This is a genomic window from Thermopolyspora sp. NPDC052614, from assembly GCF_040678635.1.
Taxonomy (GTDB): domain Bacteria; phylum Actinomycetota; class Actinomycetes; order Streptosporangiales; family Streptosporangiaceae; genus Thermopolyspora.
On the sequence record NZ_JBFATZ010000007.1, the window covers coordinates 205811 to 231868 of the forward strand.

20 protein-coding genes are annotated in these 26058 nt (G+C 70.7%); 14 read left to right on the top strand and 6 right to left on the bottom strand.

Going from position 1 to position 26058, the window contains the following annotated elements:
- Positions 1 to 250: 250 nt before the first annotated feature.
- From AB0K60_RS17725 to AB0K60_RS17745, 5 genes are all read left to right on the top strand, one after another.
- Positions 251 to 1252 carry an ABC transporter permease gene (locus AB0K60_RS17725; RefSeq protein WP_364055345.1) on the top strand — a complete coding sequence of 334 codons (1002 nt, stop codon included), beginning with the start codon at positions 251 to 253 and terminating at the stop codon, positions 1250 to 1252.
- 47 nt (positions 1253 to 1299) lie between these two features.
- Positions 1300 to 3057: an ABC transporter substrate-binding protein gene (locus tag AB0K60_RS17730; protein WP_364055347.1), complete on the top strand. Its 1758-nt coding sequence runs from the start codon at positions 1300 to 1302 to the stop codon at positions 3055 to 3057.
- Positions 3058 to 3132: 75 nt separating this feature from the next.
- Positions 3133 to 4146, top strand: coding sequence for an ABC transporter permease (locus AB0K60_RS17735; RefSeq protein WP_364055350.1), 1014 nt, complete (start codon positions 3133 to 3135; stop codon positions 4144 to 4146).
- On the top strand, positions 4143 to 5225 hold the full coding sequence (locus AB0K60_RS17740; RefSeq protein WP_364055353.1) for an ABC transporter ATP-binding protein: 1083 nt from the start codon (positions 4143 to 4145) through the stop codon (positions 5223 to 5225). The genes AB0K60_RS17735 and AB0K60_RS17740 overlap by 4 nt, the downstream gene beginning before the upstream one ends.
- A 115-nt stretch (positions 5226 to 5340) precedes the next feature.
- Entirely contained in the window at positions 5341 to 6375 is a 1035-nt protein-coding gene (locus AB0K60_RS17745) for a dipeptide ABC transporter ATP-binding protein (RefSeq protein WP_364055356.1), read from the top strand.
- Positions 6376 to 6451: 76 nt separating this feature from the next.
- Here the strand turns inward: AB0K60_RS17745 and AB0K60_RS17750 are convergent, their stop codons facing one another.
- The 3 genes from AB0K60_RS17750 to AB0K60_RS17760 form a co-directional block, all read right to left on the bottom strand.
- Positions 6452 to 7135 carry a response regulator transcription factor gene (locus AB0K60_RS17750; RefSeq protein WP_364055359.1) on the bottom strand — a complete coding sequence of 228 codons (684 nt, stop codon included), beginning with the start codon at positions 7133 to 7135 and terminating at the stop codon, positions 6452 to 6454.
- The gene (locus AB0K60_RS17755; protein ID WP_364055362.1) at positions 7132 to 8445 is read right to left on the bottom strand and encodes a histidine kinase; all 1314 of its coding nucleotides are present in this window, start codon (positions 8443 to 8445) and stop codon (positions 7132 to 7134) included. Before AB0K60_RS17755 ends, AB0K60_RS17750 begins: the two co-directional genes overlap by 4 nt.
- 106 nt (positions 8446 to 8551) lie before the next feature.
- A complete protein-coding gene (locus tag AB0K60_RS17760; protein WP_364055859.1) occupies positions 8552 to 9385 on the bottom strand; it encodes a PD-(D/E)XK nuclease family protein in 834 nt (277 codons plus the stop codon).
- Between the two features lie 5 nt (positions 9386 to 9390).
- Here AB0K60_RS17760 and AB0K60_RS17765 point away from each other — a divergent pair, with 5 nt between their 5' ends.
- From AB0K60_RS17765 to AB0K60_RS17785, 5 genes are all read left to right on the top strand, one after another.
- On the top strand, positions 9391 to 9489 hold the full coding sequence (locus AB0K60_RS17765) for a pentapeptide repeat-containing protein (protein ID WP_364055862.1): 99 nt from the start codon (positions 9391 to 9393) through the stop codon (positions 9487 to 9489).
- Positions 9490 to 9739: 250 nt separating this feature from the next.
- Positions 9740 to 10873, top strand: coding sequence for a site-2 protease family protein (locus tag AB0K60_RS17770; protein WP_364055365.1), 1134 nt, complete (start codon positions 9740 to 9742; stop codon positions 10871 to 10873).
- A gap of 168 nt (positions 10874 to 11041) precedes the next feature.
- Positions 11042 to 12580 carry a hypothetical protein gene (locus AB0K60_RS17775; RefSeq protein WP_364055368.1) on the top strand — a complete coding sequence of 513 codons (1539 nt, stop codon included), beginning with the start codon at positions 11042 to 11044 and terminating at the stop codon, positions 12578 to 12580.
- A gap of 13 nt (positions 12581 to 12593) precedes the next feature.
- On the top strand, positions 12594 to 13034 hold the full coding sequence (locus tag AB0K60_RS17780; protein WP_364055371.1) for a hypothetical protein: 441 nt from the start codon (positions 12594 to 12596) through the stop codon (positions 13032 to 13034).
- A 17-nt stretch (positions 13035 to 13051) separates the two neighbouring features.
- Entirely contained in the window at positions 13052 to 14533 is a 1482-nt protein-coding gene (locus tag AB0K60_RS17785) for an FHA domain-containing protein (RefSeq protein WP_364055374.1), read from the top strand.
- Positions 14534 to 15014: 481 nt separating this feature from the next.
- On the opposite strand, the gene AB0K60_RS17790 is transcribed toward AB0K60_RS17785, so the two are convergent.
- Positions 15015 to 17066, bottom strand: coding sequence for a cation:proton antiporter (locus tag AB0K60_RS17790; protein WP_364055377.1), 2052 nt, complete (start codon positions 17064 to 17066; stop codon positions 15015 to 15017).
- Positions 17067 to 17214: 148 nt separating this feature from the next.
- Between AB0K60_RS17790 and AB0K60_RS17795 the strand changes: the two genes are divergently transcribed.
- A complete protein-coding gene (locus AB0K60_RS17795) occupies positions 17215 to 18033 on the top strand; it encodes a protein kinase (protein WP_364055380.1) in 819 nt (272 codons plus the stop codon).
- A 164-nt stretch (positions 18034 to 18197) separates the two neighbouring features.
- On the opposite strand, the gene AB0K60_RS17800 is transcribed toward AB0K60_RS17795, so the two are convergent.
- Positions 18198 to 19892 carry a helix-turn-helix transcriptional regulator gene (locus AB0K60_RS17800; protein WP_364055383.1) on the bottom strand — a complete coding sequence of 565 codons (1695 nt, stop codon included), beginning with the start codon at positions 19890 to 19892 and terminating at the stop codon, positions 18198 to 18200.
- Between the two features lie 316 nt (positions 19893 to 20208).
- Entirely contained in the window at positions 20209 to 21294 is a 1086-nt protein-coding gene (locus AB0K60_RS17805; protein ID WP_364055386.1) for a GNAT family N-acetyltransferase, read from the bottom strand.
- A gap of 239 nt (positions 21295 to 21533) precedes the next feature.
- Here AB0K60_RS17805 and AB0K60_RS17810 point away from each other — a divergent pair, with 239 nt between their 5' ends.
- The 3 genes from AB0K60_RS17810 to AB0K60_RS17820 all read left to right on the top strand — a co-directional run bounded on the left by AB0K60_RS17810 (position 21534) and on the right by AB0K60_RS17820 (position 26010).
- The gene (locus tag AB0K60_RS17810; protein ID WP_364055389.1) at positions 21534 to 22412 is read left to right on the top strand and encodes a tRNA (adenine-N1)-methyltransferase; all 879 of its coding nucleotides are present in this window, start codon (positions 21534 to 21536) and stop codon (positions 22410 to 22412) included.
- 220 nt (positions 22413 to 22632) lie between these two features.
- Positions 22633 to 24396: a proteasome ATPase gene (gene arc / locus AB0K60_RS17815; RefSeq protein ID WP_364055392.1), complete on the top strand. Its 1764-nt coding sequence runs from the start codon at positions 22633 to 22635 to the stop codon at positions 24394 to 24396.
- A 333-nt stretch (positions 24397 to 24729) separates the two neighbouring features.
- Positions 24730 to 26010 (top strand): acyltransferase, encoded by a 1281-nt coding sequence (locus tag AB0K60_RS17820; RefSeq protein ID WP_364055395.1) that lies wholly within the window; start codon positions 24730 to 24732, stop codon positions 26008 to 26010.
- Positions 26011 to 26058: the final 48 nt, after the last annotated feature.

Sequence of the window (26058 nt, forward strand, 5' to 3'; positions counted from 1 at the left end):
CCTGTTTTTCCCTTGTCTGTCACGGTTCTGAGACACAACCATGACACTTTCCTGACACTTCCACCAAGATCAACACGAATGAGTTTCGCATGAATCACAGTTGCGCTACATAGCCCGTTCATGTACTGGTCAGCGCAGCTCAGCACATAGATTCTGCCTCCTGGGACCACATTAGGGTGGTCCGAAGCCGCGCTGTCCACAGACAGTCGGCGCGTTAGTCATGTCGTCTGCAACCCAGGGGGCCGACAGTATGAGCGCACCGCTCGACGTGCCGGGCAGCACGCTTGAGGCTCAGCCGGAGTCCGTGCTCGAAGGAGCGAGCGGAAAGGCGATCCAGGGCCGTTCACTCGGCCGGATCGCCTGGAACCGCCTCAAGCGGGACAAGGTGGCGATGGCCGGTGCGCTGGTGGTGCTGTTCCTCATCCTGGTCGCGATCTTCGCTCCGCTGGTCGTGAAACTGCTGGGTCATCCGCCCCTCGAGTACCACGAGGAGATGATCGACCCCGTCACCCAGTTCCCCAAGGGCGGTTCGGGCATCAGCTCCGACTTCCTGTTCGGCGTCGAGCCGCAGACCGGCCGCGACCTGTTCAGCCGGGTCGTGTACGGCTCGCGCATCTCGCTGATGATCGCGTTCTTCGCCACCCTGCTCTCGGTGCTCATCGGCACCGTCATGGGCATCGTCGCCGGCTACTTCGGCGGCTGGGTGGACTACCTCATCAGCCGCCTGATGGACGTCTTCCTCGCCTTCCCGCTGCTGGTGTTCGCCCTCGCCCTGGTCGGCGTGCTGGCCCAGTTCGAGCAGCAGCTCGGCGTCAAGGGGGACACCCTGCGCATCGGACTGCTGATCTTCGTCATCGGCTTCTTCAACTGGCCGTACATCGGGCGCATCATCCGCGGTCAGACGCTGTCGCTGCGCGAACGCGAGTTCGTCGACGCCGCGCGCAGCCTCGGCGCCCGCGGGCCGTACATCCTGTTCCGTGAGATCCTGCCCAACCTGATCGCGCCGATCCTGATCTACTCCACCCTGCTGATCCCGACCAACGTGCTGTTCGAGGCGGCGCTGTCGTTCCTCGGCGTCGGGGTCCAGGCGCCCACGCCCACCTGGGGAGGCCTGATCTCCCAGGCGGTGAAGTACTACACCGTTCCGCACTTCATGTTCTTCCCCGGCATGGCGATCTTCATCACCGTGCTCGCGTTCAACCTGTTCGGCGACGGGTTGCGCGACGCGCTGGATCCCAAGTCATCACGCTGACCACCGCATCACATCCCCGTTATCCCAACCACCAAGGGGTGCTAGCAATGACAAAGAGATCCCTACTGGCTCTCACGGCGGCGGGCACGGCCCTCGCCCTGAGCCTGTCCGCCTGTGGAGGTGGCGGCGGCGGTTCCCAGTCCGGGGGCGGCTCCTCCGCGGCCGCCGCGAAGGACGTCCAGAACGCCGCGCTGGAGAACGTGTTCAACCCTTCGGACAAGAAGGGCGGCACGCTCAAGTTCGCGATCTCCGAGGACTGGGACTCGATCGACCCCGGCGACACCTACTACGCCCTGTCGTGGAACCTGATCCGCATTTACGGCCGGCCGCTGGTCACCTACAACCCCGCGCCAGGCGCCAAGGGCCGGGAACTGGTGCCGGACCTCGCCGAGAGCCTGGGCACCCCCAGCGATGACGGGAAGACCTGGACCTACAAGCTGCGCTCGGGCGTCAAGTTCGAGGACGGCACGCCGATCACGTCCAAGGATGTCAAGTACGCCGTGCTGCGGTCGCTGGACAAGGAGACCTTCCCCAACGGCCCGACGTACTTCAACGACTGGCTGGACCTGCCCAAGGACTTCAAGACCGTCTACAAGACCCCGGACGTCAACACCGACCAGGCGATCGAGACGCCGGACGACCAGACGATCGTCTTCCACCTGAAGAAGCCCTACGGCGGCTTCGACAACTTCGCCGCGCTGCCCCCCACCATCCCGGTGCCGCAGGCCAAGGACACCGGCAGCAAGTACCGGGACCACCCGATCGCCTCCGGCCCGTACATGTTCGAGAGCGTCCAGGCCGGCAAGCAGTACACGCTGGTGCGCAACCCGAACTGGGACCCGGCCACCGACCCGATCCGCAAGGCGCTGCCGGACCGGTACGAGATCTCCCTGGGCGTCAACTCCGACGACCTGGACAACCGGATCATCTCCGGTGACCTGCACGTCGACCTCGCGGGCACCGGCGTGCAGCCGGCCGCCCTCGGCCGCGTGCTGAGCGACCCGACGCTGAAGGAGCGGGTGGACAACCCGACCGGCGCCCGCACCTGGTACATCCCGATCGTTCCGGACGTCAAGCCGTTCGACAACATCGAGTGCCGCAAGGCCGTGCTCTACGCGGCCGACCGGGTCAGCCTGCAGAACGCCTACGGCGGCGAGTACGCCGGCGGCGAGATCGCGACCGGCCTGATGCCGCCGTCGATCGGCGGCTGGAAGAAGCTGGACCTGTACCCGACCGGCACCGGCGACGTGGCCAAGGCCAAGGAGGCGCTCGCCAAGTGCGGCCAGCCCAACGGCTTCGAGACCACCATGGCCTACCGCTCCGACCGGCCCAAGGAGAAGGCCGCCGCCGAGTCGCTGCAGCAGTCGCTCGCCAAGGTCGGCATCAAGCTCAACCTCAAGGGCTACCCGACCAGTGACTACTTCACGCTGTACTTCGGCAAGCCGAAGTTCGTGAAGGACAACGGCATCGGCCTCGGCACCCACGGCTGGGGCGCCGACTGGAACGACGGCTTCGGCTTCATGTCCCAGATCACCGACAGCCGGACGATCCGCGAGTCGGGCAACTACAACATCAGCATCAAGAGCCCTGAGATCGACAAGGTGATCGACCAGGCCTACGTGGAGACCGACAAGGCCAAGCGCGACGCGCTGTGGGGCCAGGTCGACCAGATGGTCATGGAGCAGGCGTTCGTGCTGCCGATCGTGTGGTCCAAGGCCGTGCTGGTCCGTCCCAAGGGCGCGACCAACGTGTTCGTCACCGGCGCGTTCGACATGTACGAGTACCTGAACATGGGCGTCGCGTGACCGATCGGTCCGTTCGATAGCCGAGACCGCTAGGGGCCGGCCCGTCGCGGGCCGGCCCCGGAGCCGGGGGAAGGTGTGGGCACTTACATCGTTCGGCGCCTGATCGGCGCACTGTTGATGCTCATCGTGGTGAGCATGGTCACCTTTTCGATCTTCTTCGTGGTGCCGCGGCTGGCCGGCGCGACGGCGATGGACATGGCCAACCGCTACGTGGGCCGTGCCGCCAACGCCGAGATCGTCGCCCTCCAGGCCGAACGGCTGGGTTTCAACGACCCGCTGGTCGTGCAGTACGGGCGCTGGATCGCGGGGGTGTTCACCGGTGCCGAGTACGACACCGGCGCGGGCGTGGAGCAGTGCCCCGCCCCCTGCTTCGGCTACTCGTTCATCACCCGGCAGCCGGTCTGGCCCGACCTGCTCGACCGCCTGCCGGTCACGGTCTCGCTGGCCTTCGGCGCCTCGGTGCTGTGGCTGGTCGGCGGAATCGCCACCGGCGTGCTGTCGGCGCTGCGGCGGGGCAGCCTGTTCGACCGGGCCGCGATGGGCGTGGCGCTGGCCGGCGTCTCCCTGCCGATCTTCTTCACCGGCATCGCGTCGCTGGTCCTGTTCAGCTACACGCTGGGCATCACCGCGCCCGGCGGCAGCTATACCCCGTTCTCGGAGAATCCGGCCCAGTGGGCCTACAACCTGATCCTGCCGTGGATCACCCTGGCCTTCCTCTACGCCGCCGCGTACGCGCGGCTCACCCGGGCGGGCATGCTGGAGACCATGGGCGAGGACTACATCCGCACCGCGCGCGCCAAGGGCCTGCCCGAGTCCCGGGTGATCGCCAAGCACGGGCTGCGCGGCGCGCTCACGCCGATCGTCACGATCTTCGGCCTGGACTTCGGCCTGCTGCTCGGCGGGGCCGTGCTCACCGAGAGCACGTTCTCGCTGAACGGCGTGGGCAAGTACGCGGTGAACGCGATCGTCAAGAACGACCTGCCGCAGATCCTGGGCGTCACCATGCTCGCGGCGTTCTTCGTGGTGTTCGCCAACCTGATCGTCGACCTGCTGTACGCGGTGGTCGACCCGAGGGTGAGGCTGTCATGAGCGAGACGACCAGCGCGCCGGCCGCCGAGACGGGCGGCAGGGCCCCGCGTACCGATTCGTTCCTGGAAGTGAACGACCTGCGCATCCACTTCCCGACCGACGACGGCCTGGTCAAGTCCGTCGACGGGCTCTCGTTCCGGCTCGACCGGGGCAGGACCCTCGGCATCGTCGGCGAGTCCGGCTCCGGCAAGAGCGTCACCAGCCTGGGCATCCTCGGCCTGCACAAGGGGGGCCGGGCCAGGATCTCCGGCGAGATCTGGCTGGACGGCGAGGAACTGGTCGGGGCGAGCGCCGAGCACGTGCGCCGGCTGCGCGGCAAGAAGATGGCGATGATCTTCCAGGATCCGCTGTCGGCCATGCACCCCTACTACACGGTGGGCGCCCAGATCGTCGAGGCGTACCGGGTGCACAACAACGTCAGCAAGCGGGTCGCCCGCAAGCACGCGATCGACATGCTCGGCCGCGTCGGCATCCCGCAGCCGGACCGGCGCGTGGACAACTACCCGCACGAGTTCTCCGGCGGCATGCGCCAGCGCGCGATGATCGCGATGGCGCTGTGCTGCGACCCCGAGCTGCTCATCGCCGACGAGCCGACCACGGCGCTCGACGTGACCGTGCAGGCGCAGATCCTCGACCTCATGCGCGACCTGCAGCGCGACTTCAACGCCGCGCTGATCATCATCACCCACGACCTCGGCGTCGTCGCCGAGCTCTCCGACGACATCCTGGTGATGTACGCCGGAAAATGCGTCGAGTACGGCTCGGCCGAGGACATCTTCGAGCGTCCCGAGCACCCCTACACCTGGGGCCTGCTGGGGTCGATGCCGCGCCTGGACCGGGAGCCGACCGAGCGGCTCATGCCGATCAAGGGCACCCCGCCCTCGCTCATCAACGTGCCGCCCGGCTGCGCCTTCCACCCGCGCTGCGGGTACACCGACCGCACCGACGGCAAGTCCAACACGGTCGTGCCCGAGCTCGTGGAGACCGGCGGCGGCCACCTGGTGCGCTGCCACATGAGCAGGCAGGACCGGCGCGAAATCTGGGAAAACGAGATCAAGCCCAACCTGGAGTCGATGTGAGCGGCAAGGCAACGCGGACGCCACGGGGGTGCCGCGACCACCGGGTCCGCCGCCGCGGGCGCGTTTCGGCGGGCGGGCAGGGCATCCTGGTCGAGGAGCCCGCGAAGGAGGTCTCATGACCGAGGAACAGCCGCTGCTGTCCGTGCAGGACCTGCAAAAGCACTTCCCCGTCACCAAGGGGCTGCTCCAGCGGCAGGTCGGCGCGGTCAAGGCGGTCGACGGCGTCAGCTTCGACGTGCGCAAGGGCGAGACGCTGGGCCTGGTGGGCGAGTCGGGCTGCGGCAAGACCACCACCGGCAGGCTCATCACCCGGCTGCTCGAACCCACCGGCGGGAAGATCGTCTTCGAGGGCCACGACATCACCCACGTGTCGCAGGGGCGGATGCGCCCCTTCCGCCGCGACGTACAGATGATCTTCCAGGATCCGTACTCGTCGCTGAACCCCCGGCACACGGTCGGCGCCATCGTCGGCGCGCCGTTCCGGATCCAGGGCATCAAGACCGAGCAGGGCACCAAGAAGGCGGTCCAGGAGATCCTGGAGCTGGTCGGCCTCAACCCCGAGCACTACAACCGCTACCCGCACGAGTTCTCCGGCGGCCAGCGCCAGCGCATCGGCATCGCCAGGACGCTCGCGCTCAAGCCCAAGCTGATCATCGCCGACGAGCCGGTCTCGGCGCTGGACGTGTCCATCCAGGCCCAGGTCATCAACCTGCTGGAGGACCTGCAGAACGAGTTCGACCTCACCTACGTGGTGATCGCCCACGACCTGTCGGTGGTGCGGCACATCAGCGACCGGGTCGGGGTCATGTACCTGGGCAAGATCGTGGAGCTGGCCGACCGCAAATCCCTGTACGAGGCGCCCATGCACCCGTACACCAACGCCCTGCTGTCGGCCGTCCCCATCCCGGACCCCAAGCGCCGTCAGGACCGCGAGCGCATCCGCCTGCAGGGCGACGTGCCCAGCCCGCTCAACCCGCCCCCGGCGTGCCGCTTCCACACCCGCTGCTGGAAGGCCCAGGAGATCTGCAAGACCGTCGAGCCGCCGCTCGACGCGCTCGCCCCCGGGCACCAGGTGGCCTGCCACTTCCCGGAGAACGCCCCGCCCAAGATCGACAACGCCGAGGCCGCCGAAGGCGCCGTGAGCGCGTGACGGCGCGCGCGATCCTTTGACGCTTTGACGCTTCTTCACGCCCCCGCAGGGCTCCGCCGGCCCCGGCCGGGCCGCGTCAGGAGATCGCGCCGGGGGTGACCAGGCCGGTCTCGTAGGCGAGGACGACGGCTTGGACGCGGTCGCGCAGGCCGAGCTTGGTCAGGACGTTGCCCACGTGGGTCTTGACCGTGGTCTCGCTCACCACGAGCTCGGCCGCGATCTCGGCGTTCGACATGCCCCGCGCGATCAGGCGCAGGACCTCCAGCTCCCGCTCGGTGAGGCGATCGAGGCGGGGCGGGGTGGGCCGGCGGTGCGCCGACGGCAGGCGGGCGGCGAACTTGTCGAGCAGGCGGCGGGTCACGCTCGGGGCCACGATCGCGTCCCCGGCCGCGACCACCCGGATCGCCTGCACCAGGTCGTCGGGCGGCACGTCCTTGAGCAGGAAGCCGCTCGCCCCGGCGCGCAGCGCCTCGACGATGTACTCGTCCAGGTCGAAGGTGGTCAAAACCAGCACCCGGGGCACGTGCGCGGACGGGGAGGCGTCGCGCACGATGTGCCGGGTCGCCTCGATGCCGTCCACGCCGGGCATGCGGATGTCCATCAGCACCACGTCCGGGAGCAGCGCACGCGCCTGCTCCTTGGCGGCGGCGCCGTCCCCGGCCTCGCCGACCACGGTCACGTCGGGCTCGGCCTCCAGGATCAGGCGGAAGCCGGTACGCAGCAGCGGCTGGTCGTCCACCAGCAACACCCTGATCGTCATATCTCTCCTGGTGGGACCGTTTTGATGGGGAACCGGGCGCACACCTCGAACCCGCCGCCCTGCCGAGGACCGATCCGTAGTACCCCACCATAAAGGGCGACCCGCTCGCGGATGCCCACCAGACCGTGACCGGATCGGTCGCCGGTGGCCCGCCCCGCCGATCCGGCCGGCCCACCGGCCCCTCCGGGCGCGCCGCTCGAATCGCCGGTACCGCTCGATCCGTGCCGCCCCTTCGCCACGCCGCGCCCGTCGTCCTCGACCCGCACGGTCAGCTCGCCGGGCTCGTGGCTCACCGTCACCCACGCCCGCGCCGACGGTCCGGCGTGCCGCAGGCTGTTGGTGAGGGCCTCCTGGACCAGCCGGTAGGCGGCCAGGTCCACGCCCGGAGGCAGCCGGAACCGCTCGCCCTCGATCCACAACTGGGTGCGCAGGCCCGCCTCCCGCATCTGCTCCACCAGGCCGGGCAGGTCGCCGACGCCCGGCTGGGGGGCGCGCTCGCCGGCCTCCTCGCCGTCGGTGCGCAGCACGCCGACGATGCTGCGCATCTCCGCCATCGCCGTACGACCCAGCTCCTCGATCGCCGACAGCGCGTCCGCGGCCAGCTTCGGGTTGGCGGCGAGCACCTTGCGGGCCGCGGCGGCCTGCACGGTCATCACGCTGACGTGGTGGGCGACCACGTCGTGCAGCTCCCTGGCGATCCGGGAGCGCTCCTCGACCCTGGCCGCCCGCCGATCGGCCTCCCGCGCCCGCTCCAGCCGTGCGGCCCGGTCCTCAAGCTCGGACATGTACGCCCAGCGCAGCCGGGCGCTGCGGCCCGTCATCCAGGCCGCGAAGATCAGCGCCGCGGCGAGCAGGTGCGTCGCCCACACGCCGTCGTGCAGCGCGACGGTGATCACGTAGCCGATCCCGACCGTCGCGACCGCGATCAGGCTGACCGCCAGCCCGCGATGGGCCGCCACCGAGTGCAGCAGGACCAGCGTGGCCAGGTCGGCCGATCCCGCGTCCGCGCCGATCGCCGCCAGGGCGATGATGGGCGCCTGGCTCAGCACCAGCATCGCGTACGGCCGCCGGCGTTGCAGCGCCACCGGCGCGCAGGCCGACACGATCAAGACCATGCCGAGCACGCTGTCCTCGCCGGTCCCCGGGCCGCGGGCCGGGCCGCCGGCGAGGCCGAGGACGGGGTCGAGGGCGGGGTCGACGATCGCGGCGATGATCATCGACGCCAGCGCCAGCAGCAGCGCGAGCATCGAGTCCCCCAGCACGGGGTTGTCCCTCAGCCGGTTCAGCGGGCCGCCCGACGTCACACGCACCATCTCAATGTAGGCCGCCGTCCAGGCCCGCGACCCTGCCGCAGGCGGATCCTCGGCTCCTCCCGTGGGAGGAGAACGACGGTGGTCAGGGCCGCGGGGGAGGCGGTCACAGCTCGTCGGTGGCGGCGCGGCGGCTGCGGAAGATGTCGGCGGGCTCGCGGTCGGGCACCGGGGGCGGGGTGCCGCCGAACTCCGGGCACAGCGCCTGGTGGTCGCACCAGTCGCACAGGCGGCTGCGACGGTGCCGCCACTCCCGCGTGCGCACGGCCCGCTCGATCGCCTGCCACAGCGCGTTGATCTTGCGCTCGGTGGCGCGCAGGTCGGCCTCGTCGGGCGAGTAGCGCAGGATCTCGCCGTTGCCCAGGTACATCAGCTGCAGCAGGCGGGGGACCGTGCCGCGCAGCCGCCACAGCACCAGGGCGTAGAACTTCATCTGGAACAGGGCCTTGGCCTCGAAGCCCGGCCCCGGCGAGGCGCCGGTCTTGTAGTCCACGACGCGGATGTCGCCGCTCGGCGCCACGTCGAGCCGGTCGATGTAGCCGCGCAGCAGCAGGCCGCTGTCGAGCACCGCCTCGACGTACAGCTCGCGCCGGGCGGGCTCCAGCCGGCGCGGATCCTCCAGCCCGAAGTAGCGCTCCAGCATGCCCGCGGCCTGGCCGAGCCAGGTCTCCCGCTCGGCGTCGTCGGCGAACAGGTCCGCGTACGCGGGCTCCTCGTCCAGCAGCCGCCGCCACTGGGGCAGCAGGAGGTCCTGGGCCGCCGCCACGGTGCGCCCGTCGGCGGGGAGGTCGTACAGCCGCTCCAGCACGGCGTGCACCAGCGTGCCGCGCACGGCGGCCGGTGAGGGGCGCTCGGGAAGCTGGTCGATGACCCGGAACCTGTACAGCAACGGGCAGGTCATGAAATCTCCGGCGCGGGAGGGGGAGAGCGCGCCGACGATCGGCCGTGCCGCCTCCTCACCGGCCGCGCCGCCGGGCCCACTTACGCCGGGCCCACTTACGCCGGGCCCACTTACGCCGGGCCCACTTACGCCGGGCCCACTAACGCCGTGCCCACGCACGCCGGATCCACGTACCCCGGACCCACCCGTGCCGCCGACGTCGATCGCACCGCCGTCCGCGATGTCCGCCGTCCCCGGCCCGCCCCCGGTCGCCTCTGCCGCCATGGGGGCACTCTAGGTCACGCGACGGACCGTTTGGCGAGCGCCCGCCGGATGCGTTTGAGCGACAGGTGTCCGGGACGCGTAGCATCTAGGCACCATGACCATGCCAGCCGCCGCCGCGGGGGACCGCCGATGAGCAATGATCGACGTCAGCAGCGCTCGCCCGGGCTGCGCATGGGCCGTCCCTTCGGCATTCCGGTCTACGTGTCGCCGACCTGGCTGATCGTCGCCGCGTTCATCACCTACACCTTCCAGCCCGCCGTGCTGAGCTTCCTGCCCTGGCTCAGCTCCGCCTCCGCGTACGCCGTGGCGTTCGTGTTCGCCGTCTTCCTCTACCTGTCGGTGCTGCTGCACGAGCTGGCCCACTGCGTGGTCGCCCTGCGCTACGGCCTGCCGGTCCGGCGCATCACCCTGTACCTGCTGGGCGGCGTCTCGGAGATCGAGCGGGAGCCCGACCGCCCGGGCCGGGAGTTCCTGGTCGCCTTCGCCGGCCCCCTGCTGTCGCTCGGCCTCGCCGCCGTCGGCTACGTGCTGTACCGGGTCGTCCCCCCGGACACCATCATCGGCGTGCTCATCCAGCAGCTGTGGCTGTCCAACCTGATCGTCGGGATCTTCAACCTGCTGCCCGGCCTTCCCCTCGACGGCGGCCGCATGCTGCGCGCCGGGGTGTGGAAGGCCACCAGGAATCCCGGAGCCGGCACCGTGGCCGCGGCCTGGGTCGGCCGCGTCCTGGCCGTCGCGCTGGTCGTCGTGCCGGTGGCGCTGACGATGATCACCGGGCAGGGGCAGGACCTGACCTTCCTGCTGTGGTCGGTGCTGCTGGCGTCGTTCATCTGGATGGGCGCCTCCCAGGCGCTGCGCTCGGCCCGGGTGCGCGCGAGGATCCCGCAGGTGCAGGCCCGCGCCCTGGGCAGGCCCGCGATCGCCGTCACCGCCGACGTGCCGCTCGCCGAGGCGCTGCGCCGGGCCCGGGAGGCGGGGGCGCGGGCGATCGTGGTCGCCGACCACGAGGGCCGCCCGGTCGCGATCGTCAACGAGGCCGCCGTCGGCGCCACCCCCGAGCACCGCAGGCCCTGGATCAGCACGGGCGCGGTCGCGCGCAGCCTGGAGCCCTCGCTGGTGCTCGCGGCCGATTTGGAGGGCGAGTCGCTGATCGACGCGATGCGGGAGACCCCGGCCGCGGAGTACCTGCTCGTCGAGCGCGGCGGCGAGGTCTACGGCGTGCTCGTCACGGCCGACGTCAACAGGATGTTCACCGGCGTTTGATCGCGAACCAATGGCGTTGAGAGAGCGTCAGACCAGTAGCGTTCCCGTCACGAGGGAACAAGGGGGAGACTCTCCCAGGAGAGAATTGTCCCACTCGTGTTCGGGGCGCGCCGAGACTAGTGTTCTTGTCATCCGATCAGGTTGGCGACGACCCGTAAGGAACTTGGATTGGCTACCCCCCCGACGCCCGCCACCGCGGGCGATCTCACACCGGAATTGCTCGGTACCGCCGAGTGGACCGACCAGATGGTCGCTCAGGCCGGCATCCCGATGCACGACATACCCTTCGTGACCATCGGCGGCGGCATGGGCTCGTTCGTCACCGTCGACTACCTGCGCATCTACGGCGTGCCGACCTCGCAGATGCGGGTGCTGTCGAACATCGACACCCCCTGGCAGACCTACGAGTTCCTCACCAGGTGCTCGCAGATCCCCCGCCCCGAGCGCATCCGCTCCGACTCCTCCTCCCGTCCCGACAACCTCTGGGGCTTTCCGTCGTACGCGCTGGAGGAGGCCTGGCGGGAGAAGAACATCAAGCACCTGATCCAGGTGGGATTCCTCGAGCCGATCTTCGAGGACTACTGGACGCCGCGCGCCGGCACGGTCTTCCGCAACCTGGAGCGCGAGGCCAACCGCATCGGCTACTGGGACATGCTCATCAAGGGCCAGGTCCGCATGGTGCGCAAGCGCGTCGGCGGCGGCTACTTCACGATCATGAACCCGCCCGAGGGCACCTCGGCCACCAAGCGGGTGGCGTTCCGCTCCCGCTTCGTGCACATCGCGGTGGGCTACCCCGGCCTGAAGTACCTGCCCGACCTGCAGGAGTTCCGGCAGAAGTACGGCGACTTCACCCACGTGGTGAACGCCTACGAGCCGCACGAGCACGTGTACGAGTTCATGAAGACCCGTCCGGGCACCGTGGTGGTCCGCGGCGGCGGCATCGTGGCCTCGCGCGTGCTGCAGCGCCTGTTCGACGACCGGGAGAAGTTCAACCTGCAGACGCAGGTCATCCACATCTTCCGCACGTTCGTCACCGGCTCGCACGGCCCGCACATCTGGGCGCGGCGCAAGGGCGGCGACGGCTGGGCCTACCAGGGCTTCAACTACCCCAAGTCGGTGTGGGGCGGCCAGCTCAAGGCCGAGATGCGCAAGCTGGAGGGCGAGGCCCGGCGGCAGAAGTACAAGGAGATGGGCGGCACCAACACGCCCAAGCGCCGCCGCTGGCAGGAGCAGATGAAGGCCGGCCGCGCGGGCGGCTACTACCACCCCTTCCAGGGCATCGTGGAGCGGGTGGAGCCGACGCCGGACGGCAGGCTCGTCAGCCACGTGCGCAGCAACGACGGCACGATCCGCCAGCCGGTCTCCGACTTCATCATCGACTGCACCGGTCTTGAGGCCGACATCGCCGAGCACCGCATCTTCGCCGACCTGCTGCAGTACAGCGGCGCCTACCGCAACCCGGTGGGCCGCCTGGAGGTCGAGCGGCACTTCGAGGTCAAGAACACCGCCAGCGGGAATGGAGCGCTCTACGCCTCCGGGTCGGCGACGCTCGGCGGCTACTTCCCCGGCGTCGACACCTTCCTCGGGCTGCAGGTGGCGGCGCAGGAGATCGCCGACGACCTCGCCAAGCGCGGGTTCTGCCGAAAGATGGGTCCGCTGCGCTCGACCGCGCAGTGGTTCAAGTGGGCCTTCAACAAGCCGGTCTAGAAGGAGAAGTTCCGTGGTTCCCACGCTGATGGGCAGGATCCAGACACGGATCTTCCTGCTGGCCACCGTCGGGGTCGTCATCACCGCGCTGATCGTGCCGATCCTGCCGGGACTCGAAGGACCGATGTCGGAGCGGTACCGCATCGGCTACCTCGTGCTGGCCGCCGTCGCCGTGCTCGGGGTCGGCTGGGAGTTCATCTACCACTTCCTCATGCAGTTCCGCTGGGAGAAAGACTGGCCGACGCTGTTCGGGCTGGTCACACTTGTACCGGAAGGTCTACTACTGTTCTTGTTGCTGCGGTCTGGAGCGATCGGGATCATTGACCCCGCGCCCCCGGCCTCGGCCTTCTGGACGATGTTCATCGTGATCTGGATCGCCGTCTGGCTGGTGGCGAACGGACCGATGCGAGTGCCGTTCATCCGGTGGCGCTTCCGGGGAGGGAGAGTTCTTTGACGGGCCAGGGATACGGGGTGGTACGTCCCCTGCCGGGCGACGGCATCGTCGCCCACGCGGGCGGCCTGCTGCTCGTCTGTGACGCCGGAGACGCCGTGGAGGGCCTGCTCGCGGCGTTGCGCGAAACCGCGTCGTCCGGGGGCGACGGGCTGGCGCTGGCCCGTCGCGCCGCCCAGGTGCTCGCCAACACGATGATGGGGGAGCCGGCGACCTGCGCCGTCGCCGGCCCCTGCTCCGGCGGCGTCGCCGTGCTGGTGAGCGGCGACGCGCAGGCGAGCGTCAGCGGAGGGCCCGACGGTTCGGTGCAGTTGTCCGGCCGGGACTCCCTCACCTGGACCGACCGCCTCGTCGCCGGGCCGGTGGGGCGGATCGAGCTGCGCCTGCCCGGGGCGGGGCAGCCCAACCCGCACGCGCGCCTCGACGGCGGCGTGATCGGCGGGGCCGGCCTGGTCTGCGACTTCTCCGAGTCCGCGGTGCCCATCGCGCCCGTCGTGCCGGGCGCGGGGGGCGGCATGGCCGCGGGCCAGATGTCGCGCCAATCCCCGATGTCCCAGCCCCAGATGTCCCAGCCCCAGGCCTCCCAGCCCCAGATGGCGCAGCCGCAGATGGCGCGGCAGGCGCACGCCGCCGCGCCCGAGGTGCTGCCCGCGGCCCAGCCGCGTGAACCGGCCCCGCTGCCCGCGCCCACGCCGTCCGTGCAGCCGGTGCACGAGCCGGTGTCCGGCCCGGCGGGAGGCCATTCCGGGCCGCAGCCGGGAGTGCTGTCCGGTCCGATGCCGCAGACGGGCCAGCAGGCGTCCGTCGGCGGCCACGCGGGCCATTCCGGGCATGCCGGGCACGCCCACGAGGACGACGCGATGGCCGGTCGCGGCAATGGCGTGCCGTCCGAGCAGGTCCCCGCCGGGGTCGGTCCCAACCAGCCGTTCGAGTCGGTGCTGCTGCTGCCCGGCCAGGACGAGCCCGGTCAGGACGCGTCCCCGGCCGTGCCGGAGTCGACCGAGTACATGGCCGAGCCCGAGCCGCGGCCGATGGTCTACGGGGTGGACTGCAAGAACGACCACTTCAATGATCCCCGCGTGCCGTACTGCGCGGTCTGCGGCATCGCCCTGGTCCAGCGCACGCTCGTGCCGTACAAGGGACCCAGGCCGCCGCTCGGCGTGCTGCTGCTCGACGACGGCATGACGCTTCGCCTCGACACCGACTACCTGCTCGGGCGCGACCCGGAGCGGGCGAGCGAGGTGCTCTCCGGCGAGGCCCGCCCGGCCAAGGTCACCAGCCCCGACGGCTCGGTCTCCCGCCGCCACCTGCGGGTCAAGCTGGACAACTGGGACGTCAACCTCATCGACCTCGGCTCCGTCAACGGCACCCAGGTACAGCCCCCCGGCGACCCGAACTTCTACGACATCCCGCCCAACGAGCCGGTGGCGATCCTGCCCGGGACCACCGTCCGCATCGGCGTCTCCCGCACGATGCGCTACGAGTCCCACCGCAACAGCTAGGCGCTGCTCCGATGGCCGCGCGCCGCGAGCCGGCGGCACGGGCGACCATGCGGGGTGGTGCCCGGCGACGATCTCGGGCGTGGTGCGCCACGCTCGTACGAACGGGGGACGAATCGGCTTACGGGGTACGGGGTTGAAACGTTCGCGCGTCCGGGCAGGAGGGGGTGCCGCCCGGCCGAGTCCGCCATGCTCACGAAGCCGCTCATGTAGGCGCTCACGAAGGCATCGTGAAGGTGGCGGGAGACGCGCTTCCCGGTGGTGCCCTCGACGGCCCGGATCGCGGCTGGCGCGCCTGTCCGGCTGTGATCGTGCCTCTTGATCGAGATCCATGCGCTTCGAGACCTCTTGACGATCCGCGGTACGCGACGCGTGCACCGTTTTCATGTGACTATGTCGGCTTCCTCCCTAACATGCGATAGGCCGCCGCATCGGTGAATGCGGCGGCCTATCGCGTCCATTGCCGGGGAACCCGGCGAGCGCCTCAGGACGGGCTGGAGGCCGGCGCGTCGGATTCGGGCTGGGCCGGGCGATCGGCCTCGCCCGCCGGCGGCTCCGGTGTCGCCTGGGCGGGCACCAGGGCGGGCACGACCGCGGCCCAGTCGATTGGGTCCGCGTCCTGCTCGGCGCGTACCAGCAGGTCGGCCCCGGCGTCGGCGCTCGCGGCGACCGTCAGCGCGTCGGGGATCGGCTCCGCGGAGGCCGGGGAGGCGTCCACGCCCAGCCTGCGCAGCCGCTGGGCGAGCGAGGTGGCGCGGCCGCCGCCGGTGAGCAGCAGCGGGCGGCGCAGGCAGAGGGCGAGGTTGAGCGCCACCCTGGTGCTCACGTCGCCCGCGGCGCCCGAGCGGTGACGGGCCACCACGGGCCCGACCCTGCCGTACGCCGACGGCGCGACGGTCACCACCCGGCAGGTGGCCGCGGCGAGGATCGCCTCGTGGCCGGGGGTGTCGGCGGGCAGCAGGAGCAGATCCGGACGCGCGGAGGAGACCAGGTGCGGCAGCTCGCCCGCCACGTCGGCGGAGAAGCGGCTCACCACCCGGGCGTCGTGCCCGTGCTCCCGTACCCGGGCCGCCAGCGCCTCCAGCGCGCCCATCACCTCGGTCATCTCGGCCAGCTCCGACGACAGGCCCGTGCCCACCTCCAGCCGTCCCGCCGGGTAGGGCCGCAGGTGGGCGAGGACCACCTCGGCCGAGGTGCCGGGCGCGGCCATGCCCGCGGCGAGATCGGCGAGCGGCTGGGCCTCGCCCGGGGGCCCCGGGATGACCGCGAGCACCCGGTAGGCCGCGGTGGCGCCGAGCGCGGCCCGCTCGGCCTCCTCGATGTCGCGGGCGATGCGGCGGTCCGGGTAGACCCTGCGCAGCAGCGGCCCGGTCATCGCGGTGGTCACCAGGGCCATCAGGACCATCAGCGAGTACAGCTCGGAGTCGAGCACGCCCTTCTGCAGGCCGACGTTCAGGATGACGATCTCGGTGAGGCCGCGCGTGTTCAGCAGCGTCGCGATCGCGGCCGCCTGCCGGTTGGGCACCCGCTGCAGACGGGCCGCGACGTACGAGCCCAGCAGCTTGCCGCCGATCGCCACCGCGAGGATGCCCGCCAGCACGCCCAGGCTCCCCACGCTCAGCTCACGCAGGTTGACGCTCAGGCCCGCCACCACGAAGAACATCGGCAGCAGCAGGAGCACCGCGAGCTGCTCCAGGCGCTCCAGGATCTGGTGGTTGAGCCGCTCGGCGCCCGCGCGGGGCATCACCGCGCCGAACAGGAACGCGCCGAAGATGAAGTGCACCTGCATGAACTCGGTCGCCCACGACGAGGCGAGCAGGCCGATGAGCACCAGCGCGAGCAGGCCGGGGGTGAGCCGCCCGGCCCGCTCGAAGGCCGGCACGAGCCGCGCCAGCAGCGGCCGTACCACCAGGAACATCACCAGCACGTACGGGATCGTGAGCAGGACCTTCCACTGGCCGGTGTCGGCCTCCGCCCCGGCGATGGCGACCACGACCGCCAGCACGGTCCAGGCCAGCACGTCGATCACGGCCGCGCACGCGAGCGCGAGCCCGCCCAGCGTGGTGCGGTGCATCTCCCGGTCGGTCAGGATGCGCGCCAGCACCGGGAACGCGGTCGCCGACATCGCCGCCCCGAGGAACAGCACGAACGGCAGCGTGTTGCCGTCGGAATGGTCTCCGGCGAGGCCCAGCGCCAGCACCACGCCGAGCACGAACGGCACTCCGGTCGAGCCGAGGGCGACCGTCGCGGCGACCCTGCCCTTGCCCTTCACCAGGTTCTGGTCGAGCTCCAGCCCGACCACGAACATGAAAAGGATCAGGCCGACGTTGGCGAGCGCCTGCAGCGGCCCCCGCACCTGCGGGCCGAACAGGGTGTCGCCGATCCACGGCCCGAGCAGCGTGGGCCCGAGCAGGATGCCCGCCACGATCTCGCCCACGACGGGAGGCTGACCGAGCCGGCGCGCCAGACCACCGAGTAATCGCGCCGCGACCAGCACGATCACCAGGTCCAGCAGAAGCACATCGACGTGGAGCATCGCTTCTTCCATAGGTAAAGATGGACCCCTGACAGAACCATGCGACGTTACCGTGTGAGCGAAGGACGACGCGAGCGAACCAACGCGCGTGGCGCGGCGTCATACGAACTCGAATGGGAAGCATCGCTCGATGCAGGTCAACGCTCGAATGGCAAGCACGGAAGATAGGGGTCTGCGGGTGGAGGGCATCGCCGACTATGAGTTCGTCAGGTCGCTGGGGACGGGGAGCAACGGTGAGTTCTTCCTGGCCCGGCGGCCGCCCAGGCTGCCGGTGGACGCCGAGTACGTGGCGGTCAAGGTCGTGGGGGGCACGGGGGAGGACGCCTTTCGCCGCGCCACCCGTGAGCTGAAGGCGTTCGCCGCGGTCCGGTCGCCGTTCCTGGTGACGTTGTACGACGCGGGCCAGCAGGCCGGCGTCTTCTACTACTCGATGGAGTACCTGCCGGGCGGTTCGCTGGCGGCCCCCGCGGAGCGGCCGTCCCGCGCGACGGTGCTGCGGGCGATCGCGTGCGCGGCGCGCGCGGCGCAGGCGTTGCACGAGGAGGGCATCGTGCATCGGGACATCCGCCCCGGGAACGTGCTGCTGACCGAGGACGGGGGCAAGCTGTCGGACCTGGGCCTGTCCCAGGTGCTGCACCCCGGCGCCACGGTCACCGGCATGGGCGGGCTCAGCTCGGTCGAATTCACCGACCCCGCGCTGCTGCAGGGCGACAAACCCACTCCCGGCGGCGACGTCTGGTCGCTCGGCGCCACCTTGCACTGGGCGATGACGGGCACCGGCCTGTACGGCGAGCTGCCCACCCACGACCCGCTGCTGACCCTGCGCAAGGTCTACAGCACCCCGCCCAGGGTCAGCGACGACACCGAGCCCGCCATCGCCGAGCTGATCACCAACTGCATCGGAGACGTCGCCAAGCGCCCCACGGCGTCGGGCGTCGCCGATCGCCTCTACCAGCTCGCCGGCTGAACGCCCCCCGCCCCCGTCCCCGTCCTCCGGGCGACGCCGTCGCCGCGGGATGCCGAGCACTGTCCGGCCTCCGGAGACGGCGGGGGCGCGGTCCGGGGGGTGCCGATCCTCCTGCGGATCCACCGGAGAACCCGGGGGACCCGAGGGACCCGGGGGGCGCGGCCTCACCGGCCCTCACCGCCCTGGCAGGGTCTCATGCCGATGGCGGCGAGTTCGGCCCGGCCGGAGATGCCGAGCTTGGTGTAGACGGCGCGCAGGTGGTTGTCGACGGTGCGCACCGACATGCCGAGGCGGGCGGCGATCCGCTTGCTGGTCAGGCCGCCCGCCGCGAGGCAGGCGACCTGACCCTCGCGGTTGGTCAGGCGGGGCTCGCGGACCCGGGCCAGGGCCGGCGTGCGCGCGCCGGCGCAGCGGAGGGACAGGTACCAGGCGCGGGCGGAGGGCGCCCGAGCCGCGACGTCGCGGCCGGCGGCCGCCAGGACGTCCGCGGCCTGCGCGGCGGCCTCGGCGGCGTGCAGCGGCATGCCGATGCGCTCCAGGTCCCGGGACGCGGCCATCAGGCCCGCCGCGTCGGCGGTGGCGGCGGCACGGGCGTGGGCGGCGGCCACCGGGGCCAGATCGCCCTCGAAGACGGTGGCGATGACGCCCAGGCGGGCCGCCGCGGGGTGGCAGGGGGCCGAGCCCGGCGGCGCGAGCCGTACCGCGTCGTGCAGGGCGAGCAGTTCGAACGCGTGCAGCCCGGCTCCACGGGCGCGCCCGGCCGTGGTGAGCGCGGCGGTGGTCGCGGCGGCGGGGCCGTCGCGGAGCGCGATCACCCAGGGCCGGGCCAAATCGAGCCAGAAGCCCGGCAGGCGGGTGGCGGGGAAAGCGGCGCGGCGGGCCGCCGCGAGGGCCTCCTCGGCCTCGGCGAGGTCGCCGCGCAGGGCGGCCAGGTGCGCGGTCTCCGCGGCGGCGGCGACGGTGGCGGCGTCCGCGGCGCCGGAGCGCGGCGCGAGCGTCCGCCGGGCGCGGCGGGTGGCCTGGTGGAGGGCGCCGCCGAGCCGCTCGGCCTGCAGCAGGCACACCTCCAGCAGCGCCCTCGTGGCGTCGCATGGCCCGCCGGTCTCGGCGTTGAGGAACCCCGCGAGCAGGACACGGGTGCGGGCGGCCTCCCCGGACAGCAGCCCGGCGGAGTGCCGGGCCAGTTCCAGCGCCATGCGGGCGTCCGGCGGGATGGGAGCCGTGCGCGCTCGGCCGCCCGGCGTCGTGTGGTCCGCCACCATCTGGTTGTGCGCCGCCTGGTTTTGCACCGGTTTGTTCGGCACCGTTGCGTTTGGCACCGTTGCGTCCGGCGCCGGTTTGTTCGGCGCTGTCTCGTCCGGCTTGGTCCCGGACAGCGCCGACTCGCGCAGAGCCGACTCACACAGCACCGACTCGCACAGCGCCACGGCCTGGCGGCAGCGGCCGAGCTGGGTCAACGCGATCGCCCTCGCCGCGACCGCCACCGGGTGGGCCGCGGCGGGCCCCCGAGACCGGCCCGGCCCGGCCGGGCCGAGGAGATCCAGGGCGCGTCGGCACTCGCCGCGCATGGCCAGGTGGTAGGCGTGCTGGGCGACGAAGGCGGAGGTCAGGGCCGGGTCCCGCAGTCGGCGCAGGGCCTGCCTGAACACCGCGTCGGCCGCGTCGGTGCGGCCGAGCCCGAAGTTGAGCGTGACCAGCCGGGCGAAGAGCACCCGGGCGAGTGACCGCTCGCTCAGCGCCGTCTCGTCCACCGCCTCCAGGGCGGCGTGCGCCTCGTCGGCCCGGCCGTCCTGAAGGAGGACGCGGGCGAGGGCGGCGGCGTCCCGCGCGGCCATCTCCGGGTCCGCGTCGGCCTTCACCGCGGTTCGGCCCGGCCGCCGCGTGCCTCGCCGCGCCGGGCGTCGATCGCGAAGGCGTCACCGACCCCGGGGCTTGGCCGGGGGTCACGCGCCGTGAGGGGGTCCCGGGCGTTCCGTTCCGTGAACGGCCATGAGATCGTCACAGGGTGATAATAAGAACGCGGAGAGCAACTTTGAACCGTTCCTTCGCGGTGAAACGGGAGTCAATCCGCGCACCGGTACGCATTGGACGGTCCCGGGCGCTCTCGGGCGCTCTCGGGCATTCTCCGGCGCCGACGGCGGCACCGTCGCCGGACGGCCCGCCGGGAGGGGGCGGTCAGGGGCGCAGGCGTACCCACTGGACGTCGTCGCGGCGGGCGCCGTCGAGGCCGGGGAGCCGGCCGCGCAGGAGACCCTCGCGGGTGAACCCGGTCTTCTCCAGCACCCGGTGCGAGGCGGTGTTCTCCGGGGCGGTGCCGGCGATCAGCCGGACGAGCGGGGTTGCCGCGAAGGCCCAGGAGACCAGGAGCTCCACCGCGCGCGGCGTGTAGCCGCGGCCGCGGTACTCGGGCCGCGTGCTGTAACCGATCATGGCCTCGTCGAGCGCCGGGATGATGTTCGAGAGCTGGATCTGGCCGACGTAGGCACCGGTCTCCGCGTCCCTGACGGAGAAGTCGGCGCGTTCGCCGGCGAGCCAGCGGGTGCCCGCGTAACGGCAGCGGTGGACGATCTCCTCGTACGACGGCGGGACCGGCGGAACCGAGAACCGCACGACGTCCGGCTCGCACGCCAGCGCGTGGTAGTCGTCGGCGTCGGCCGAGGTGAGCGGCGTCAGCCGTACGACGCCGTCGGTGAGCGAGCCGCCCGGCACCGGCGGCAGGTACGGCCGCACGGGCTCGCCGGAATCCCCGGGCAGCCGGGCGAACAGCACCAGGTCGTAGCGGCTGCCGTCGCGCTGGGTCTCGCCGCCCCGCAGCACGCCCTCGCGGACGTACCCGGCCGCCATCGCCACCCGCTGGCTGGGGACGTTCTCCACGTCGCACATGATCTCGGCGCGCGGGAGGCCGTGCGAGAACGCCCACGCGGTGAGGGCACGGGTCGCGGCGGCCGTCAGGCCCCGGCCCCTGCCCCAGGGGGCCATCAGGTAGCCGATCTCACCGGAGCCGTGCACGTTCATCGGCTTGAGGCCGATGTTCCCCAACCAGCGGTCCGAGGCGGCGTCGGCGATGGCGAACGAGGCACCGCCGTGCGCCCAGGTCTCCTGGACGAAGGTGCGGATGTAGGCCAGCGCGTCGTCTCGGGAGTACGGCACCGGAATACTCGGGATGTGCCGGATGATGTCGGGGTCGGCGCATCCTTCGGCGATGGCCTCCGCGTCCGCCTCGACGGGTGGGCGGAGCACGATCCGGCCGGCGGGAATCACCTCGCGTGGAAACACCCCAAACACGTATCAGTCAATGGCCGCTGAACGCGAATCGCTTTTTTCCACGAGTCGAGCGGCGGCCCCGGGCGCAAGGCCCGGCCCTCCGGGGTGAGAAACCGGATATCGCGCGGCATCCAGGCGGCATCCAGGGTGAATCACGCCCAACCGAGGGCGGCCCGTCTCATCCCGGCGGTGCTCGACCGGCCTCGCGCGCCCCCGCGCGGCCATAAGCTACCCGCATGGGTTTTCGCAGGCACGGGCCCTTCCGCCCGGGGGATCAGGTTCAGCTCACCGACCCCAAGGACAAGCGGCACACGGTGACGCTGCGCGAGGGCGGCGTCTTCCACACGCACAAGGGGTCCATCCCCCATGATGAGCTGATCGGCCTGCCCGAGGGTTCGGTGGTGCGCTCCTCGAACGGCACGCCCTACCTCGCCTTCCGGCACCTGCTGCGCGACTACGCGGTGTCGATGCCGCGCGGCGCGGCGGTCGTCTACCCCAAGGACGCCGCCCAGATCGTCGCGATGGCCGACGTGTTCCCCGGCGCGCGGGTGGTCGAGGCCGGGGTCGGCTCCGGCGCGTTGACGTGCTTCCTGCTGCGGGCGGCCGGGGAGAGCGGCACCGTGACCTCCTACGAGCGGCGGGCCGACTTCGCCGAGGTGGCGCGCAAGAACGTGGAGCGGTTCTTCGGCCCGGAGCCGGACGGGCCGGTCGGGCGCTGGCGGCTGGTGGTGGGCGACTTCGTCGACTGCCTGGACGAGACGGACGTGGACCGGGTGATCCTCGACATGCTGGCGCCCTGGGAGTGCGTGGACGCCGCGGCGAAAGCGCTCACGCCGGGTGGCGTTATCTGCTGTTATGTTGCCACCACGACCCAACTGTCCAGAACGGTGGAGACCTTGCGCGAACACGGGAGTTTTACCGAGCCTCACGCGTGGGAGACCTTGATTCGCGACTGGCATGTCGAAGGGCTCGCCGTACGGCCGGATCACCGCATGGTCGGGCACACGGGATTCCTCGTCACCGCCCGCCGCATGGCGGACGGCGTGTTGCCCCCGCCGAGGCGCCGGCGCCCCGCCAAGGGCGCGTACGGGGAGGAGGCCTCCAACGAGCCTTAGAACCGGCTGTTATGACGATTCGGCCACAACCAAGCCTCGATACGCGAACATGGGAACAGATCGTCGTGGTCCCGTGCTGGCACTCGTAAACGGACCTTCGAGGATGAAATACCGGAAACTGGATGTGACAGCACGAACACTGCATGGCCAGGTTACGGATAGCCCCGAGATAGGTAGGGTCTTGAGTAGTCGCCCTCGACTGGGAAGGAGGTGACGGGGCGTGGCAGCTCGCGACGACGCAGAGGCTCGGGCCGCGCAGCGCGAACGGGAGGTCGCGGATCTCACAACACAGGTCTCCTTCCTGCAGGAGGAGATCGCCGCGCTGCGTCGCAAGCTGGCGGAAACCCCCCGTCAGAACAGGGTTCTGGAGGAGCGTCTCCACGAGGCGCAGGCGAACCTGGCCGCCGTCACCGGCCAGAACGAGAGGCTCGTGGCCACCCTCAAGGAGGCCAGGGACCAGATCGTCGCCCTCAAGGAGGAGGTCGACCGGCTGGCGCAGCCGCCGTCCGGCTTCGGCGTGTTCCTTGACGCCCGTGACGACGGAACCATCGAAGTGTTCACCGGCGGCCGCAAGCTGCGGGTGAACGTCAGTCCGGCGGTCGACGTGGACTCGCTGCGGCGTGGCCAGGAGGTCATGCTCAACGAGGCGCTCAACGTGGTCGAGGCCCTCGGCTTCGAGAGCGTCGGCGAGATCGTGATGCTCAAGGAACTGCTGGACGACGGCGAGCGCGCGCTGGTGATCTCGCACGCCGACGAGGAGCGCGTGGTCCGCCTGGCCGACTCGCTGCTCGACCAGCCGATCCGGGCCGGCGACTCGCTGCTGCTCGAGCCCAGGTCCGGATATGTCTACGAACGCATTCCCAAGGCCGAGGTCGAGGAGCTCGTGCTGGAGGAGGTCCCCGACATCTCCTACGAGGAGATCGGCGGCCTGTCCCGGCAGATCGAGCAGATCAGGGACGCGATCGAGCTTCCCTACCTGCACTCGGACCTGTTCAAGGAGCACAAGCTCCGCCCGCCCAAGGGCGTGCTGCTGTACGGCCCGCCCGGCTGCGGCAAGACGCTCATCGCCAAGGCGGTCGCCAACTCCCTGGCCAAGCAGGTCGCGGAGAAGACCGGCCAGTCCGGCAAGAGCTTCTTCCTCAACATCAAGGGCCCGGAGCTGCTCAACAAGTACGTCGGCGAGACCGAGCGGCACATCCGCCTGGTCTTCCAGCGCGCCAGGGAGAAGGCCTCCGAGGGCACCCCGGTGATCGTGTTCTTCGACGAGATGGACTCGATCTTCCGTACCCGCGGCTCGGGCGTCTCCTCGGACGTGGAGAACACCATCGTCCCGCAGCTGCTGTCGGAGATCGACGGTGTCGAGGGCCTGGAGAACGTCATCGTCATCGGCGCCTCCAACCGCGAGGACATGATCGACCCGGCGATCCTGCGGCCCGGCCGCCTGGACGTCAAGATCAAGATCGAGCGGCCGGACGCCGAGGCGGCGAAGGACATCTTCTCCAAGTACATCACCGCCGACCTGCCGCTGCACCCGGACGACCTGGCCGAACACGGAAACTCCGCCGACGCCACGGTGCAGGGCATGATCCAGAGCGTCGTCGAGCGCATGTACGCCGAGAGCGAGGAGAACCGCTTCCTCGAGGTGACGTACGCCAACGGCGACAAGGAGGTCCTGTACTTCAAGGACTTCAACTCCGGCGCCATGATCCAGAACATCGTGGACCGGGGCAAGAAGATGGCGATCAAGGAGTTCCTTGAGACCGGGCAGAAGGGTCTGCGGGTGACGCACCTGCTGGCCGCCTGCGTGGACGAGTTCAGCGAGAACGAGGACCTTCCGAACACCACCAACCCCGACGATTGGGCCCGCATCTCCGGCAAGAAGGGCGAGCGGATCGTCTACATCCGCACCCTCGTGTCGGGCAAGCAGGGCGCCGAGGCCGGGCGCTCCATCGACACGGTGGCGAACACCGGACAGTACCTGTAACACCGGCAACCGACCCAGACGGACCTGGCACAACCGAATCTCCGGGCAGCCGCGGCTCCCGTGCTCTCAAGGCTCTGAAGGCTCTACAGGATCTCGGTGGTCCTGGAGGGGGTCCTGAGGGCGCGGGAGGGCGTGCCGCCTCCCACGTGACGGCGACCGCACGGGCGGCCGTGACTCCGACCGGAGCCAGGGCCGCCCGTTCGCCGTCCCGCCGCCCCCTTCGGCCGCCCGGCCCGTCTCCGGTCTGCCGTCGGCCGGAGACGGTCGCGCAACGGTGATGCAACTGTTGATACCGGTGGGAACCGGCATCAGTTGATCTCACGTCCAATCCCCGTGTCTCTGCGCTTTGATCGTCTCTTCGCCGGTCGGGGGGCGTTCCCGGGCGGCAAGAGGCCCGGGGGCGGAACGGCCCCCGCGCGGCCTGCCGCCAACGGCGGGCACGCCCGCCTGGGAGAGCTCGACCTGCTGAGGTTCGTCGCCGCCCTGTCGGTCGTCGCCTTCCACTACATGGCCGCGAGCAAGTCCCTGTGGGGGGTGCAGCCGACCCGGATCTTCCCCAGCGTCGCGCCGCTGACCACGCTCGGCATCCTCGGGGTCGAGCTGTTCTTCATCATCAGCGGCTTCGTGATCCTGATGAGCGTGATGGGGCGTACGGCGGGCGAGTTCGCGATCTCCCGGTTTACCCGCCTGTTCCCGGCGTACTGGTTCAGCGTGGTCGCGATCTTCCTGCTGTACACGTTCACCAACGTGCAGGGCTTCCGGCCCAACCTGTCCCCGACCGACTACGTGGTGAACCTGACCATGGCCCAGCAGGGCCTCGGCGTCGGGCACGCCAGCGGCGTCTACTGGTCGCTGTGGGTGGAGCTGCGCTTCTACGTGATCATGACGGTGTTCGCCCTCATCGGCATCACCGTGCGGCGCGTGCTGATCTTCATGGCCGCCTGGCTGGTGGTCGCCGCGTACGTCGGCAACCAGGACCCGGGGCTGATGGACATGATCGTGATCCCGCATCACGCGCCCTACTTCGTGGCCGGCATGGCGTTCTACCTGATCTACCGGTACGGCTCCTCGCTGATCACCTGGGCGCTCGTCGGCGCCTCGTACGCCTTCGCGCTGCGGGAGGCCACCGAGCGGGTCGCCGGGCGGGTGAAGCTGGTCGGCGTCAAGGACTTCCCGGCCCCGGAGTGGGCCGTCATGCTCGCCATCACGGTGATCTTCCTCGTGGTCGGCCTCGTGGCCGTGCACGCGCTGAGCTGGATGCGCTGGCGCGGCCTGGTGACCCTGGGCGCCCTGACGTACCCGCTCTATCTGCTGCACCAGACCGTTTCTGCCGTGTTCATCCCGGCGTACGAGGAGAGCCTGAACGGCTGGCTGCTCGTCGCGATCACCCTGGGCGTCTCGCTGGCGCTATCCCACCTTATCTGGAGGTTTGTCGAAAAACCCGCCCAACGCTTCCTTAAACCACGATTGACGGCCTCTTTGCGCGCCGCGCGTGACCTGTCCGCAAAAGTTTCCGAGCCACCACCTAAGCCGGGTCAGACGCCCCAAAGAGGGTACATACGCACAGTTTCTGTCCCAGAACTGTTAGGCCACGACGGGCGTGGGACAGTCTAGGCTCAGGGGAGACGCGAGGAGGTGGCGCCGGTGAGGCGGACAGGGGGG

Bases quoted from the DNA above. Each gene is read 5' to 3' on its own strand.
- AB0K60_RS17725 (WP_364055345.1), top strand. From the start codon at position 251: ATGAGCGCACCGCTCGACGTGCCGGGCAGCACGCTTGAGGCTCAGCCG.
- AB0K60_RS17730 (WP_364055347.1), top strand. From the start codon at position 1,300: ATGACAAAGAGATCCCTACTGGCTCTCACGGCGGCGGGCACGGCCCTC.
- AB0K60_RS17740 (WP_364055353.1), top strand. From the start codon at position 4,143: ATGAGCGAGACGACCAGCGCGCCGGCCGCCGAGACGGGCGGCAGGGCC.
- AB0K60_RS17745 (WP_364055356.1), top strand. From the start codon at position 5,341: ATGACCGAGGAACAGCCGCTGCTGTCCGTGCAGGACCTGCAAAAGCAC.
- AB0K60_RS17750 (WP_364055359.1), bottom strand. From the start codon at position 7,135: ATGACGATCAGGGTGTTGCTGGTGGACGACCAGCCGCTGCTGCGTACC.
- AB0K60_RS17770 (WP_364055365.1), top strand. From the start codon at position 9,740: ATGAGCAATGATCGACGTCAGCAGCGCTCGCCCGGGCTGCGCATGGGC.
- AB0K60_RS17790 (WP_364055377.1), bottom strand. From the start codon at position 17,066: ATGCTCCACGTCGATGTGCTTCTGCTGGACCTGGTGATCGTGCTGGTC.
- AB0K60_RS17795 (WP_364055380.1), top strand. From the start codon at position 17,215: ATGGCAAGCACGGAAGATAGGGGTCTGCGGGTGGAGGGCATCGCCGAC.
- AB0K60_RS17810 (WP_364055389.1), top strand. From the start codon at position 21,534: ATGGGTTTTCGCAGGCACGGGCCCTTCCGCCCGGGGGATCAGGTTCAG.